The 15,401-nt window shown below is 69.5% G+C and carries 12 protein-coding genes; 5 read left to right on the plus strand and 7 right to left on the minus strand.

The features are described 5' to 3' along the window. Positions 1–14 precede the first annotated feature (14 nt). Together ACM6LU_RS00465 and ACM6LU_RS00470 are read left to right on the plus strand one after the other, a co-directional pair. Positions 15–410: a DUF3224 domain-containing protein gene (locus ACM6LU_RS00465; RefSeq protein ID WP_414935573.1), complete on the plus strand. Its 396-nt coding sequence runs from the start codon at positions 15–17 to the stop codon at positions 408–410. Between the two features lie 9 nt (positions 411–419). Beyond that, positions 420–1,553 carry a DNA glycosylase AlkZ-like family protein gene (locus tag ACM6LU_RS00470; protein WP_414935574.1) on the plus strand — a complete coding sequence of 378 codons (1,134 nt, stop codon included), beginning with the start codon at positions 420–422 and terminating at the stop codon, positions 1,551–1,553. A 76-nt stretch (positions 1,554–1,629) separates the two neighbouring features. On the opposite strand, the gene ACM6LU_RS00475 is transcribed toward ACM6LU_RS00470, so the two are convergent. From ACM6LU_RS00475 to ACM6LU_RS00500, 6 genes are read right to left on the minus strand one after another with little or no spacing between them, the layout of a single operon-like run. Continuing rightward, positions 1,630–2,733 carry a uroporphyrinogen-III synthase gene (locus tag ACM6LU_RS00475; protein ID WP_414935575.1) on the minus strand — a complete coding sequence of 368 codons (1,104 nt, stop codon included), beginning with the start codon at positions 2,731–2,733 and terminating at the stop codon, positions 1,630–1,632. Continuing rightward, complete coding sequence (gene nirD, locus ACM6LU_RS00480; RefSeq protein ID WP_414935576.1) at positions 2,730–3,077, minus strand: nitrite reductase small subunit NirD; 348 nt, start codon at positions 3,075–3,077, stop codon at positions 2,730–2,732. The genes ACM6LU_RS00475 and nirD overlap by 4 nt, the downstream gene beginning before the upstream one ends. Next, positions 3,074–5,578, minus strand: coding sequence for a nitrite reductase large subunit NirB (gene nirB / locus ACM6LU_RS00485; protein ID WP_414935577.1), 2,505 nt, complete (start codon positions 5,576–5,578; stop codon positions 3,074–3,076). The genes nirD and nirB overlap by 4 nt, the downstream gene beginning before the upstream one ends. Further along, on the minus strand, positions 5,578–6,969 hold the full coding sequence (locus ACM6LU_RS00490; protein ID WP_414937040.1) for a nitrate/nitrite transporter: 1,392 nt from the start codon (positions 6,967–6,969) through the stop codon (positions 5,578–5,580). Before ACM6LU_RS00490 ends, nirB begins: the two co-directional genes overlap by 1 nt. Next, positions 6,966–8,393, minus strand: coding sequence for an FAD-dependent oxidoreductase (locus tag ACM6LU_RS00495; protein WP_414935578.1), 1,428 nt, complete (start codon positions 8,391–8,393; stop codon positions 6,966–6,968). The genes ACM6LU_RS00490 and ACM6LU_RS00495 overlap by 4 nt, the downstream gene beginning before the upstream one ends. After that, complete coding sequence (locus ACM6LU_RS00500; protein WP_414937041.1) at positions 8,390–10,390, minus strand: molybdopterin oxidoreductase family protein; 2,001 nt, start codon at positions 10,388–10,390, stop codon at positions 8,390–8,392. Before ACM6LU_RS00500 ends, ACM6LU_RS00495 begins: the two co-directional genes overlap by 4 nt. 588 nt (positions 10,391–10,978) lie before the next feature. Here ACM6LU_RS00500 and ACM6LU_RS00505 point away from each other — a divergent pair. From ACM6LU_RS00505 to ACM6LU_RS00515, 3 genes are read left to right on the plus strand one after another with little or no spacing between them, the layout of a single operon-like run. Then, entirely contained in the window at positions 10,979–11,503 is a 525-nt protein-coding gene (locus ACM6LU_RS00505; protein ID WP_414935579.1) for a PadR family transcriptional regulator, read from the plus strand. Between the two features lie 15 nt (positions 11,504–11,518). Then, on the plus strand, positions 11,519–12,199 hold the full coding sequence (locus ACM6LU_RS00510) for an ABC transporter ATP-binding protein (protein WP_414935580.1): 681 nt from the start codon (positions 11,519–11,521) through the stop codon (positions 12,197–12,199). Then, entirely contained in the window at positions 12,196–14,439 is a 2,244-nt protein-coding gene (locus tag ACM6LU_RS00515) for an FtsX-like permease family protein (protein ID WP_414935581.1), read from the plus strand. Before ACM6LU_RS00510 ends, ACM6LU_RS00515 begins: the two co-directional genes overlap by 4 nt. A 38-nt stretch (positions 14,440–14,477) precedes the next feature. Here ACM6LU_RS00515 and ACM6LU_RS00520 read toward each other — a convergent pair whose 3' ends face one another. Then, complete coding sequence (locus tag ACM6LU_RS00520; protein WP_414935582.1) at positions 14,478–15,275, minus strand: TIGR02569 family protein; 798 nt, start codon at positions 15,273–15,275, stop codon at positions 14,478–14,480. Positions 15,276–15,401 lie beyond the last annotated feature (126 nt).

Raw genomic sequence — 15,401 nt, forward strand, 5'->3', positions numbered from 1 at the left:
ACAGGGTGAGTCCCATGAACACCTTCGCCATGAAGAACTGGGACGAAAGCATTGTCAGTGGTACCGAGGGCGGCCCGCGCGTCGCCTACGCCCATGCCACGTTCGCCTACAGCGGGGTGATCGACGGCGAATCGGTCGTCGACTACCTGCTGTACTACGCGGGTGAGGGCTCCGACGGCGACGGCACGACGGCCCCAGGGTTCGAACGCATCGAGGGCAGTGTGGACGGGCGCAAAGGAAGCTTCGTGATCAAGCACGACACCGGTTTCGACGCCCAGGGCGTCTCGTCGGCGTTCACGGTGGTCGAGGGCTCCGGAACGGGTGGACTCGCCGGGATCACCGGGTCCGGTACCACCACGGGCGTCGTCGGCGAGCCGACGATGTCGTACACGCTCGAATACTCGCTCTAGGGAGGACAAGTGCTCGAGGTCGATCGCGAACAGGTGCTGGCGTACCGGATCGCGGCGCACGGACTGCACCGCGAGGAGACGGACGCGGCCGCGGTGCCCGTATTCGACCTCGGCCTGCAGGATTCCGTGCGCGACACCGCCCTGCTGGGTCTCGCCGCCCGTCTCGACGGCGACGTGACGCCCGGCGTCTGGGACGACGAGCGCTTCGTGCTCGCGTGGACGCATCGCGGCGCACCGCATTTCCACCGCCGCGCGGAGCTGGACGGGATCCGGGCGGCGCTCGTCCCACTCGACGAGAAGGACGCGATGGCCCGGATCCTCTGGCAGCGCAAGCAGGTCGAGGACGCCGGAATGCCCGCGATGGACGCTCTGTTCACCGCCGCGAAGGCGATCCGCGAGGTCGTCACCGGTGTGCGGACCAAGGGCACGGTGAGCGGCGCGGTCACGAAACTTATCCCCGACGGCCTCTCGTACGCCTGCCGCGGCTGCGGTGTCGTGCACATCTACGAGCAGTTGATGCGGGTCGCGACGATCCACGCCGGTGTCCGCCTCGAAGTGGGTGCGACCCCGGCGACGTTGGCGCCGTGGGAACTGGCCCCATTCAAGAAGGGAGGCGCGCTGAAGACCTCGCCGGACGCCAAGGCCGCCACTCGCGTGGTCGAGGGCTACCTGCGGATCAACGGTCCGGCCGCCCCGGGCGACGCCGCCGCGTACGTCGGGACGACCCGCACCGGCGTCGACGCGATGTGGCCCGACGGCCTGGTCGAGGTCCGCGTCGACGGCAGGAAGGCGTTTCTGCCGGAAGACCGGGTTCCGCTGCTGGAGAACCCGCCGGAGCCGGACGTGGTCCGTCTGCTGCCGCCGCTGGACCCGTTCGTCCAGGCGCGGGACCGTGCCGTGCTGGTACCGGACAAGGCCAGGCAGAAGGAGGTTTGGAAGATCCTCGGCAACCCCGGTGTGGTGCTGGCCGACGGCGAGATCGCCGGGGTCTGGCGGGCCAAGGCGAGCGGTAAGAAGCGGCTCGACTTCACCGTCACCTCGTTCGACGCCCTCCGCCCGGCTGTGCGAAAAGAGGCCGAAGCGGAGGCCGCCCGTGTCACGGCCGCACGGGAGTTCCCCGATTTCCGCCTCACCTTCTCGTGACCTACCCCCGCGTTTCGTCCTCTAGTTGCGGTAGTTCGCGTTGCCAACTACCGCAACTGGAGGACGAAACGCGGGGTCACGGGTCGACGGCCAGGCGGTAGCCTCGTTTCACCACCGTCTGGACGAGTTTCGGGGCCCCCAAAGAGCTCCGCAGGCGGCCGATGGCGGTCTCGACGGCGTGCTCCTCGCCGCCATCGGGCAACGCGGAGATCAGTTCCCGCCGGGAGAAGACCCGGCCCGGCGACTCCGCCAGCGCCCGCAGCAAGGCCATCGGCGCGGGTGCGATGTCGCACCACTGCCCGTCCACCAGCGCCGCCTGGCCGCGCAGTTCGATGCTCCGCCCGGCCGCGTCCAACCGCGGCGAGCGGGCTTCGAGCGCGTCGGACACCGTCCGCGCCAGCGCCCCGATACGTGACCGCGCCGGCTGGACCGTCGGGATCCCGAGCGCGGCGAGCGGCCCCGCGGTGATCGGCCCGACACAGGCCGCCACGACTCGTTTCTCCAATGCCCGCACGATTCCCGGCAGCCGCCCGGTCCGCTTCGCCACCGCCAGCAGTGACGCGACAGCCGGCGCGCTGGTGAACGGCAACGCGTCCACCGAGCCGTCGAGCACCGCGTCCAGCAGCCGGTCCAGCGGTCCGGGATCGGCCGGGCCGACCCAGCGGTACACCGGCACCTCGATCACCTCGGCACCCGCGGCGCGAAGACGGTCCACAAAGTACGGAAGTGGTTCACCGTGCAACTGCACGGCGATCCGCTGACCGTCCACACCGGAATCGAGCAGATGTCGCAGCACCTCGGCGTTGCTCTCCGACGCGGGCGAGTACGCTTCCGAGAGCCCGGCCGAGCGGATCGCGCCCTTGGCCTTCGGGCCCCGCGCGAGCAGTGACGACTCCCCCAGCCGGTCCAGCAGTTCTTCCCCCAGCCCCCAGCCTTCGGCCGCCTCGGTCCAACCCCGGAAGCCGATCCCGGTCGTCGCGACGACGACGTCGACCCGCTCTTCCAGCAGGCGCATGGTGGCCGACCGTAGTTCGGTGTCGTCGGCGAGCGGCACGATCCGGATGGCCGGGCCGTACCGCACGGTCGCACCTTTACGCACGAACAGCGCGCCGAGCTCGTCAGCCCGTCGCGCCGCCGTGATCCCGATGACGAATCCCGCCAAGGGAGGGACGTCTGTCACGGTGAATCCTCCACCTCCACCACACCCCCGGTGACCCGGACCCGATACGCCTCGACCGAGACACTTTCGGCGTCGAGACAGTCACCGGACCGCAAATCGAATCGTTCCTTGTACACCGGTGAAGCCACCACCGGGACACCGCCCGCGTCGCCGACGATTCCCCGCGAAAGCACCGCGGCGCCGCTGATCGGGTCCATATTGGACAGTGCGTACCATCGGCCGCCGGGCAGCCGGAAAATCGCCACCTGCACGCCGTCGTCGAGCAGGGCGGCGACGCCGGACCATTCGGGGACCGCGCCCGCCGCGCAGACGGCGGTCCAGGTGCGCTCGATCGAGGTCGTCACTGTTTCACCTCCGGGATGCCCAGCAGCACGGGCACCTTCTGGTCGCGTTCGGTGCGGAACGAGATCGTCGGGTCCGGTGTGCCCGGCGCGTTGACGAACGAGCTGAACTTCGCCAGCTTCTCCGGATCCTCCAGCACTCCGCGCCATTCGTCGGCGTAGTCGCCGACGTGCTTGGCCATCGCCGCGTCGAGGTCTTCGCAGATGCCGAGCTTGTCGTCGACGATGACCGCGCGCAGGTGGTCGAGCCCGCCGTCCATCTCCTCGACCCACGGCGCGGTGCGCTGCAATCGGTCGGCCGTGCGGACGTAGAACATCAGGAACCGGTCGATCGTGCGGATCAGCGTCTTGGTGTCCACTTCGGACAGCAAAAGGTCCGCGTGCCTCGGGGTCGCGCCGCCGTTCCCGCCGACGTAAAGGTTCCAGCCTTTGTCGGTCGCGATGATGCCGAAGTCCTTGCTGCGAGCCTCCGCGCACTCCCGCGCACAGCCCGACACCGCGGACTTCAGCTTGTGCGGCGAGCGAAGCCCTCGATACCGCAGTTCCAGTTCGATGGCGAGGCCGACACTGTCCTGGACACCGTACCGGCACCATGTCGAACCGACGCAGGACTTGACCGTACGCAACGACTTCCCGTACGCGTGCCCAGACTCGAACCCGGCGTCGACGAGCCGCCGCCAGATCAGCGGGAGCTGGTCCACGGTGGCGCCGAACAGATCGACCCGCTGTCCACCGGTGATCTTGGTGTACAGCCCGAAGTCCATCGCCACCTGCGCGATCACCATCAGCTTCTCGGGCGTGATCTCGCCACCCGGGATCCGCGGGACCACCGAGTAGGTGCCGTTGCGCTGCAGGTTCGCCAGGAACTTGTCGTTGGTGTCCTGCAGGGTCGCCTGCTCACCGGCGAGGATGTGCCCGTTACCCAGCGTGGCCAGAATCGACGCGATCGCCGGTTTGCAGAGAGCGCACCCGGTTCCGCTTCCGTACCGGTCGATCATCTCGCTGAAGGTACTGATCCGCGTGGCCTGCAGGATCTGGAACAACTCCGCGCGCGACTGCGAAAAGTGCTCGCACAACGCCTTCGACTGCTCGACACCGCAAGCCGTCAGCAGCCTGCCCAGCAGCGGGACACACGATCCGCACGCCGTTCCCGCCCGCGTGCAGCCCTTGATCTTGGCGACCGAATCGCAACCGTCTTCGGTGATCGCGTGCGTGATCGCGCCCTTGGAGACCGCGTTGCAGGAACAGATCTGCGCGGCGTCGGGCAGCGCGTCGACACCGACCGCGGCGCCACCACCGGCCGGGGCGAGGATCGCGCCCGGTTCGGCGGGCAACGGCCTGCCGACCATCGCGCGCAACGTGTTGAACTCGCTAGCGTCGCCGACGAGAACGCCGCCCAGCAACGTTTTCGAGTCGTCCGACACGACGAGCTTCTTGTAGGTCCTGGCGACAGCGTCGTTGAACGCGACTTCGAGCGCGCCCTCGGTCGCCGCGTGCGCGTCGCCGAAACTGGCGACGTCGACACCCATGAGCTTCAGCTTCGTCGACATGTCCGGCTCGGGGAACGTGCCCTCGCCGCCGGTCAGCCGCGCGGCGACGATCTCCGCCATCGCGTAGCCGGGCGCCACGATGCCGTACACCTTTCCGGCGACGGCCGCGCATTCACCGATCGCGTACACCGCCGGGTCGGACGTCCGGCACGCGTCGTCGACCAGGATGCCGCCCCGCGCGCCGACTTCCAGCCCGGACGACCGGGCGAGGTCGTCGCGCGGGCGGATCCCGGCGGAGAATACGACCAGGTCGACGTCCAGCTCGGTTCCGTTGCCCAGCCGGGCGAGGTACCGCTCACCGTCCGGTTCGATGGCGTCGGTCGACGTTCCCGTGTGGACGGTCACGTCGAGTTCGGTGATCAGCCGCCGCAGCAGGCCACCGCCGCCCTCGTCGACCTGCAGTGGCATCAGCCGCGGCGCCATCTCGACCACGTGCGGCGAGAGACCCATGTCCCGCAACGCCTTCGCGGCTTCGAGACCGAGCAGGCCACCGCCGATGACGACCGCCGACCGCCGACCTCGGCCGGGCCGGTGAGCGGCTGCCCGGATGGCGTCGAGATCTTCGATCGTCCGGTAGACGAAGCAACCGGGAAGATCGTGACCGGGCACCGGCGGAACGAACGGCCTCGAACCGGTCGCGAGGACGAGCGCGTCGTACGACTGCTCGTACCCGGACTCGGTGACGACGACCTTGCGCTCCCGGTCCACCGAGACCACCGCGTCACCGAGCCGCAATTCGACCAGTGGGTCGTCTGCGTAGTCCGCGCCGGGAAGTGCCAGCGAAGCCGGATCCCAGGTGTCCACATAGGACGTCAGAGCGACGCGATCGTAAGCGGGCCGCGCCTCCTCGGCGAGGACCACCACCTGCCATTCGCCCGTCTTGTCCTCCGCGCGCACCGCTTCGACGAGCCGGTGCGCGACCATGCCGTGTCCCGCGACGACGAGTTTCCGCATCAGACCTCCGCTCCGGCGAGCGCCAGACCTCGGGTGCCCGCCACCTCCGTCTGCTGTTTGCGCAGGTACACCGCCCAGGTGACGGTGAAGCACAGCCCGTAGAAGACGAGGAAGGCGACGAACGCCGGCACCCCGCTCTTCGTGTCCGCGAACGACTGCCGGAAGGCCAGGTTGATGAACAGCCCGCCGAGCGCGCCGATCGCCCCGGCCAGCCCGATCAACGCGCCGGAGAGCTTGCGTGCCTTGAGCATCTCGAGGGTCTCGTCGGCGCCCTCGCTGATCGCCACCCTCGCCTTGGCGCGGAAGATCGCCGGGATCATCTTGTACGTCGAGCCGTTGCCGACGCCGGTGAGCACGAACAACACGATGAACGCGACGGTGAACAGCGCGAGCGAGTTCGACGTCGACGCCAGGATCAGCACCACGGTCGCCGCGGCCATCCCGGCGAACGTCACGAAGGTGACCTTGCCGCCGCCGATCCGGTCGGACAGCCAGCCGCCGGCCGGCCGCGAGAAGGAGCCGAGCAGCGGCCCGAGGAACGTCACCGCCGCCGCCTGCAACGGGGTCCGGCCGAACTGGTTCTGCAACACGAGGCCGAACGCGAAGCTGTAGCCGATGAACGAACCGAACGTGCCGACGTAGAGTAACGACATCACCCAGGTGTGCGGATCCTTGACGACCTCCCGCATCGCCTTGGTGTCGCCCTTCATCGAGGCGAGGTTGTCCATGAAGAAGTACGCGCAGGTCGCGGCGAGCACGATCAGCGGGAGGTAGATCGCGAGCACCAGCCGGGGCGCGGTCGCACCGACGGTGCCGATGACCAGCAGCCCGATCAGCTGGATCGCCGCCACGCCGAGGTTCCCGCCGCCCGCGTTGAGTCCGAGCGCCCAGCCCTTGTGTTTCTCCGGGTAGAAGGCGTTGATGTTGGTCATCGACGACGCGAAATTCCCGCCGCCGACCCCGCCCAGCGCGGCGATCAGCAGGAACGTGCCGAGCGAGGTGCCCGGTTCCATCGCGATCGCGGCCAGCACGGTGGGCGCCAGCAGCAGCATCGCGCTGACGATCGTCCAGTTCCGGCCGCCGAACCTCGCGACCGCGAAGGTGTACAGCGGCCGCATGAGAGCGCCGACCAGCGTCGGCGTGGAGACCAGGAGGAACTTGTCGGCTGGCGAGAAACCGTACTGCGGCCCCATGAACAGGACCATGACCGACCACAGTGTCCAGACGGAGAAGCCGATGTGCTCGGCCAGGACGGAGAACCAGAGGTTCCGCCGGGCCACCTTCTTCCCGGTCTCTTCCCAGAACCGCTCGTTCTCCGGATCCCAGTGCTCGATCCAGCGCTTTCCACGAGCTGCCACGAGGTCCTCCTTGGTGGATGCGTTCGGGTTCATTGGGCGGCCAGCCATTTCGCGACCCCGCCGACGGCGTCCTTGCAGCCACCGCAGCCGGTCGTCGCGCGGGTCGCCCCGGCGAGGGCGGGAACGTCGGTGGCACCGGCGCGCCAGGCCTCGACGAGCCGCCCCTTGGTCACCGCGTTGCAGCGGCAGATGACCGCCGACGCGGGCAGATCGGCCGGGCTCGACGCCGACGGCGCCCCGGCGGGCAGCGCACGTCCCAACAGGACGGCGAGCCGGTCTTCTGGGACCGGGGTACCCCGGTCGTAGAGTTGCGCGATCGTCGCGGCCGCGTCGGGCAGGCCGAGCAGGATCGCGCCCGCCACCCGGTTTTCGCGGACGACGAGCTTGCCGTAGCGGCAGCCGGCCGGGTCGCTGAAGGTGAGCACCTCCGCGGTCGGGTCGTCGGCGCCGGTCATCGTCTCACCGAGCGCGGTGAGGTCGATGCCGCGGGCCTTCAGCCGGGTCACGGGCTGGGTGCCGCGATAACGCGACGCGGACTTCGTCCCGGTGACCAGGTCCGCGACGACGGCGGCCTGTTCCCACGCGGGTTGCACGAGGCCGCCGAACGAGCCGGGATGCCGGGCGCAGTCACCGATCGCGTGAATCCGGCCGTCGCTGGTGCGCAGCAGATCGTCGACGACGATGCCGCCCTCGACGGTCAGCCCGGCGTCCACGGCCAGTTTCGTCTCGGCACGGACGCCGGTCGAGACGACGATCAGGTCGGCGGGCACATGCGTGCCGTCGTCGAGTTTGAGCCCGTCGCCACTGACATAGCGCGCGGCCCCGACACCGAGCCGGAAACCGACGCCGAGTTCTTCGAGCTTCCTGGTCAGCACCCGCGCGGATTCCGCGTCCAGCTGACGCTCCATGACGTGCGGCATCGGATGCACGACGGTGACGAGGTTTCCGCGTCCCGCCAGGCCTCGCGCGGCTTCCAGGCCGAGCAGCCCGCCGCCGAGCACGACGACCGGGGCACCCAGTTTGGCGGCGTCGAGAATACGGGCGCAGTCGTCGAGAGTGCGGAACGCGACGACGTCCGGGCCGGGTTCGAGTCCTTCGACCGGTGGCATCCACGGGTTGGCGCCGGTGGCGAGCACGAGCGCGTCGTAGTCCACAGTGGACCCGTCATCGAGGTGCACCCGCCGCGCCGCGCGGTCGATCGACGTCGCGGCGACCCCGCGTCGCAGGTCGGCCCCGGTACGGGACGACCAGTCGTCGTCGTGGAGCCGGACGACCTCGGGCCGCATGGTCCCGGCGACCACCGACGACAGCAGCACACGGTTGTAGGCGGCGTGCGTCTCCGCGCCGACGACGGTGAGCCGGACGCGTTCGCCGTCGGGATCGCGGCGGCGGATGTCGTCCGCCAGCCGCGCGCCCGCCATCCCGTACCCGGTGATGACCACCGACCGGGGGCTCACGCGACGACCTCGGCCGGGGCGAGCGCGACCGCGCACACCTTGAACTCGGGCATCCGGCTCGTCGGGTCGAGTGCCGGGTTGGTCAGCAGGTTCGCCCTTCCCGCACCGGGGAAGTGGAACGGCAGGAACACCAGGTCCGGGCGCAGTGACGGCACGCAGCGGACGCGGGCGACGGTCTCCCCTCGCCGGGACCGCACGACCGCGAGGTCGCCCTCCGCCAGTCCCGCGTGCGCGGCGGTGTCCGGATGAACTTCCACGAAGGCCTCCGCAGCGACGTCGTTCAGTTCCTTGACCAGCCGGGTCTGCGCGCCGGACTGGTAGTGCTGCAGGATCCGGCCCGTGGTGGCCTGCAAGGGGAATTCGGCGTCGGGTACTTCGGCTGGGCCGACGTGGTCCACCGGAACGAACCGTGCGCGACCGTCCGGGTGGGCGAAGGAGTCGAGGAACATCCGCGGCGTGCCGGGATGCGATTCCGAGGGAACGGGCCAGTACAAGGCCTCACCGTCACGGAGCCGGTCGTAGGTGATGCCGGAGTAGTCGGCGACGCCACCCTTGGACGCCCGGCGGAGTTCGGTGAAGACGGTCTCGGCGTCGGAAGGGAACCGGCCGTCCGGCTGCCCGAGCCGCCGGGCGAGTTCCGAAAGCACGTACAGGTCGGTCTTCGCTCCGGACGGCGGGTCGATCGCTTTGCGCCGAAGCAGGATCCGGCCTTCGAGGTTCGTCATCGTGCCGTCTTCTTCGGCCCACTGAGTGACCGGGAGGACGACGTCGGCCATCGCCGCGGTCTCCGAAAGGACAAGGTCCGAGACGACCAAGAAGTCCAAAGAGGACAACTTTTCTTGGATGCTCCCCGCCCGGGGCGCCGAAACGACGAGGTTGCTGCCGAACACCATCAACGCGCTCGGTCCGTCGTCGGTGCCGAGCGCTTCCAGCAGCTCGACGGCCGAGCGGCCCGGACCCGGCAGGGATTCCGGTGGCACACCCCAGACCCCGGCGACGTACTCGCGGGCGGCTGGGTCGTCGATCTTGCGGTACCCCGGAAGCTGGTCGGCCTTCTGGCCGTGTTCGCGGCCGCCCTGGCCGTTTCCCTGCCCGGTCAGGCAGCCGAAGCCGGAGCCCTGACGCCCTGGCAGGCCGAGGGCGAGCGCGAGGTTGATCCACGCGTTCACCATCGCCGTGCCGTTGGCGTGCTGTTCGGTGCCCCGCGCGGTGAGAACGTAGGCGTTGCGAGCGGCGGCGAGTTTCGCGGCGACGCGGCGCTGGTCAGCGGCGGAGACCCCGGTGATCTGCTCGACGCGCTCCGGCCACCAGGCCGCGACCGACCGCCACAGCTCCTCGAAACCGTTCGTTCGGGTGTCCACATAGGACTGGTCGAGCAGGCAATCGGCGACGACCGCGTGCAGAATTCCTTGCGCGAGGGCGACATCGGTACCCGGCGCGGGCGCGAGATGCAGTCCGGCGAGTTCGGCCGTCGGGGTACGTCGAGGGTCGATGACGATCAGGTCCGCGCCACGCAGATGCTGCGTGAACGGCGGCATCGTCTCGGCCGGGTTCGCCCCGACGAGCAGGACGGCGTCGGCGTCGGCGAGATCCGTGACCGGGAACGGCATCCCGCGATCGGCGCCGAACGCCATGACCGCGGCGGCCGCCGCCGACGACATGCAGAACCGGCCGTTGTAGTCGATCTGCGAGGTGCCCAGCGCGACGCGGGCGAATTTCCCCAGCAGGTAGGCCTTTTCGTTGGTCAGCCCGCCGCCGCCGAAGACGGCGACCGAGTCGGCGCCCTCGGCCGCCCGGATCTCGGTGAGCCTTCGCGCGACGAGGTCGAGCGCCTGTGCCCAGGTCGTCGGCCGGAGTTCGCCGTCGACCCTGATCAACGGTGTCGTCAGGCGGGAAGGTGAGGTCAGGAGCTCTCCCGACGTCCAGCCCTTCTGGCACAGGCCGCCGGCGTTGACCGGGAAGTCGCGCGGGGCGACGCGGGCGCCGTCGAGGCTCATCCCGCACTGCAGTGCGCAGTACGGGCAGTGCGTGGCCACGGCTCGGGCGGGGGCGGCGAGCGGCACGGGCACCTCCTCCAGGCGTCGATTTCGCTTGAAGGTAGGGAGGCCGTGTTACCTGAGAACTCCTGAATGTTTCAGGCGTTTGACATTGCCCGCCGCCGGTGGACGTCACACCGTGAGGTGAGCGTGGGGCGTGGAACGTGGGGCTGAAGGCTCCCTTCACCTCATGCGACGCGGCGAAGGGAGCTTTCACCTCATGCCACGCGGCGAAGGCTCCCTTCACCTCCAGACCTGGTGGCGGTCCGCCGCAGACGTCGCGAAAGCCACTTTCAGGACACCAGACGTCGCGAAAGCCACCTTCAGGACACCAGACGTCGCGAAAGCCACCTTGAGGAACCCCGAGCCCGCAAGGAGGCCTCAACCTCCCCGCCCGCACCCCGCACCGCACCCGAGCTGAAGGGGACTTTCCCCGCATGTCACGCGACGAAAGCTCCCTTCACCGCATGACATGCGGGGAAAGTCCCCTTCAGCAACTAGGCACTGGATGTATAGAGCGAGCGTATACACACTGTGTATAGTTGCCGCATGTCCATCGGGAACACCCTGCTCGGCCTGCTCGAAGCCGGCCCCAAGCACGGTTACGACCTCAAACAGCTCTACGACAAGCAGTTCCGGCAAGATCGCCCACTGCACTACGGGCAGGTCTACTCGACGCTGAACCGCCTGCTGAAGAACGGTCTCGTCGAAGAGAACGGCATCGAGGCAGGCGGCGGTCCGGACCGGAAGCGGTACGCGATCACCGAAGCCGGCGTCACCAACGTCGAGGAATGGCTGAAAAGCCCGGAGAATCCCTCCGTTTACCTGCAGAACACGCTCTACACCAAGGTCGTACTCGCCCTACTGTCCGGCCGAGGCGCCCAAGACCTGCTCGACGCCCAGCGCGGCTCCCACCTCCGCGCCATGCGCGAGCTCACCGCCCGCAAGACCGACGGCGACCTCGCCGACCAGCTCATCTGCGATCACGCGCTGTTCCACCTCGAGGCGGATCTGCGATGGCTGGAACTCACGGCCGCCCGTCTCGACGACCTCGCGCGTCAGTTGACGCGCTGACCTGGGGACCACAAAGTGGAAACACTGTTGTTACAAGGCTTGGGCCTGTACAAGGCTTTCGGCCCCGATCAGGCGCTGGCCGGGGCGGGCCTGACGCTCGAAGCCGGGGAGATCGTCGCGATCATGGGCCCGTCGGGCTCGGGGAAGTCGACCCTGCTGCACTGCCTGTCCGGCATCGTGCGGCCCGACGAAGGACGGGTGCTGTTCCGCGGCCGCGCGCTCTCTCAGATGGCCGACGCAGAACGCAGTGCCTTGCGGCGCACCGAGTTCGGCTTCGTCTTCCAATTCGGGCAGCTCGTCCCGGAACTGACGTGCCTGGAGAACGTCGCGTTGCCACTGCGGCTCGGCGGGATGAAACGCCGTCCCGCCGAGCGACTCGCGAAGGCCTGGCTCGACCGGCTGGAAGTCGGCGACTCCGAGGACAGCACACCCGCCCAGGTGTCGGGTGGGCAGAGCCAGCGGGTCGCCATGGCAAGAGCGCTGATCACCGAACCGTCGGTGGTCTTCGCCGACGAACCCACGGGCGCACTGGACACGCTCAGCGGCGAGCTCGTCATGCGCCTGCTTTCCGAGACGGCGAAACAGACGAACGCCGCCGTCGTCCTGGTCACCCACGAACCGCGGGTGGCCGCCTACTCAGACCGGGAGGTCATCGTGCGAGACGGCCGGACACGTGAACCGGTGGTGACCCGATGAGCGGGCGCGAAGACCTGCTGCTGGGGTTCCGGCTGGCCGTCGGGGGCGGCCGGGGCTCCATCGTCAGGCTCGTCCTGAGCGCCTTCGGCATCGGGCTCGCGGTGGTGATCCTGCTGACCGGCGCCTCCACGGGCACCGTCAAGGAGAACCGGGACCAGCGGGCGTTCGCCTCGTACGTGCGGAGCGAACCGATCCCTGGCGTCGCCCCGCTGGCCTACCGCCCGGCGACGACCGACTTCCGCGGTCAGGCGATCGCGCTCGTCCACCTGCGGCCCACCGGGCCGAACTCGCCGATCCCACCGGGCGTGGACCGGCTGCCCGCGCCGGGCGAGGTCTTCCTTTCGCCGAAACTGGAAGAACTCGTCGCAGCCGATACCAGTGGCCTGCTGCGGCCACTGCTGCCAGGCGAGCCGGTCGGGATCATCGCCGCGGGAACCGTGCTCAATCCGAACGACCTGGTCGCCTACGTCGGCTCGGACACGTTGCGGTCCGGCTCGATGGTCTACGGCTTCGGCGCCGAACGCGGCTACGACTACACGATCGAACAGGAAGTACTGGCGCTGCTGCTGATCGGGCTCTTCGTTCTGCTCACGCCGGTGTTCATCTTCATCGGGACGATCTCCCGGCTCGGCGGCGCCACCCGGGACCGGCGGCTCGCCGCGTTGCGGCTGGCGGGCTCGTCCGTCCGGCAGCTGCGCCGGATCACCGCGGCGGAATCACTCGCGGGCGCCGCCGCCGGGCTCGTCGTCGGCGCCGCGTTGTTCCTGCTCTTGCGCGGTGCGGTGACGAACTTCCAGGTGTTCCGCTTCGGGCTCTACCCAAGCGACCTCACCCCGCCGTGGCCACTAGTGGTGCTGATCGTGCTTCTCGTCCCCGCCCTGACCGTGGTGACGGCGTGGTTCGCCCAGCGGCACACGATCGTCGAACCACTCGGCGTCGTCCGCGAGGCCACGCCGCCGAAGCGGCGGTTGTGGTGGCGACTGTTGCCGATCCTCGCCGGAATCGCCTTGGTGCTCCCGGATTTCGGCATGGAAAGTGGTCTCGGCCGGGCGGCGCTGATCGCCGGGGTGGTGCTGCTGATGCTCGGGATCCCGGCGCTGCTGCCGTGGCTGCTGGAACGCGTCGTGTCCGGGATCAAGGGTGGGCCACCGTCGTTCCAGCTCGCGATCCGCCGGCTGCGGAGCGACAGCGGGACGCCGTCGCGGGTGGTCGCGGGGCTCTGCGTGGTGCTCGCCGGGGCGATCGGGCTGCAGAGCCTGGTGGCCGGCCAGGCGGCGCTGCAGGACGAGTACCAGGACACGACGGCCGGTCGGACGATCGTCACCGCGGAGGGCCCGGTGGCCGACAAGGCGGTGGCCGCGGTGCGCGCGGTTCCGGGCGCGGCCGATTTCCAGGCCATGCGCTCGATGTTCGTCACCACGGCCGGCGGGGACCACTCCTTCTCCTCGTTCGCTGTCGCCGACTGCCCCACGATCGAAGCGTCGACGGGGACGACGGGTTGCCGCGACGGCGACGTGTTCGCCGAAGCCCCTTCGTTCCACAAAGGACAGTCGGTGACGCTCACCGACCTCGACAAACATGAGCAGCCCTGGTCCGTTCCGGCCACACCGCGACCGCTCGACCCGAAGAAGTCGGGGATCGCCGAATACCTCGGGGTGCGCGTGCTCGCGACACCGGGCGCGGCAGGGGGCATCGATCTGACGGCCGCCTCGGTCACGGTGAGCCTGCGTGACGGGGCCGCGAACCCGGACTTCGTCGAACTGGTGCGGAATTCGGTCGCCCCGCTCGGCTGGGAGGCCACGGTGGCCACGTACAACAGGGAACGGGTCACCGACGAGGCACAGATGTTCGGGGACGCGCGGAACATCCTGCTCGGCGGCGTGCTGTTCGTCCTGCTGCTGGCGGGGGTGAGCCTGCTCGTGCTCGCCCAGGAACAGGTCCGGGAACGGCGGCGGGCCCTCGGCGCGCTGTCCGCCACCGGGGTCCCGGTGCGCGTGATCCTTCGATCAATGGTGTGGCAGAACGGGATCCCGCTGCTGCTGGGGATCGTGATCGCGACGGCGACCGGGATCGGCATCGCCGCGGTCGGCAGGCGGATGTTCTGGGACACGTTGTACATCGACTGGGCCGCTGTCGGGGTGCTCGCCTGCGCGGCGGTCGTGATGGTGCTGCTGGTGACGGCGTCGACGCTGCCGTCGGTGCGCTCGGCCGCGCGGTCGGAGAATCTGCGAACCGAGTGAAAGTCCGGGCAGGCCCCGGTTTCGGGGCCTGCCCGGCTCTACAGCACAGCGCTGACGTCGCGGGCCGCGGCGCGGAGCCCGTCGTGCGCCGCTCGCGTCGACCGCGGGTCGAGGGCGTTGGCGGCCAGGCGGAAAAGGATGGCCCGCAGGAGAAGCTGGGGCCATTCCGGCAGATGCGCCCAGCGTTCGAGAAGATCGATGGTGGCGCCGCCCCAGGCCAGCGCGTCGACCGCGACGATCGCGGCGCCCCATTCACCCGGCCGGTAGTACGGCACGAAATCGACGATGCCGGGGGCCGCGTCACCGTCGAACAGCACGCCGGCGAGAAGCTCCCCGTGGACGACTTGATCCGGCAGCTTGACCGGTCTTCGGGACCCCGCCAGCACCTCGAACCAACGGCCGCCCTTGTTCTCGTCGAGGGACATGTCCGCTTCGCCCCACGCGAGTTTGTCGGCCAAAGCCTCGATATCGGTGCGCCGTCCCAGGAAATCCGGCCGAGGCAACCCCGCCGTCGTCCGGTGCAACTTGACCGCCGCGTGCACGACCTCGTCGTAGCGGTGCTCTGCCGTCCCGGACACGAACCGGTTCGCCGACCAGCCGCCGAGCACCCACCGGCCGTCACTGGACCGGACGGGCTTCGCGACCCTCAGCCCCGGCTCGTCCACGGCTTCCAGCGCTCGGGCCGTCCACAGGGTCCGCGACTTGTCCACGACCGGCTTCAGCACGAGATCGCCGTAGCGCCAGGCGGTGGTGCCGGGCAGCGGCTCCCCGTCACCGGTACGTCCGCCGAACGCCGCGCGGACGTGAGCCGGAGGGCTTTCCAGGGTGGCACGCACGGCTCGGCACGTTACCCCGTCTTCCGCGCCACGAACGAGAAGACGCGCTGGTGGAAGGGCAACGTTCGGGGCGGCAGCCGTCGGCCCGTGATGGCTTCCTTGCCCAGTACAGGAAGGCCCCCTTCC

Origin of the sequence: Amycolatopsis sp. cmx-11-51 (assembly GCF_047608665.1) — a bacterium.
Classification (GTDB): domain Bacteria; phylum Actinomycetota; class Actinomycetes; order Mycobacteriales; family Pseudonocardiaceae; genus Amycolatopsis.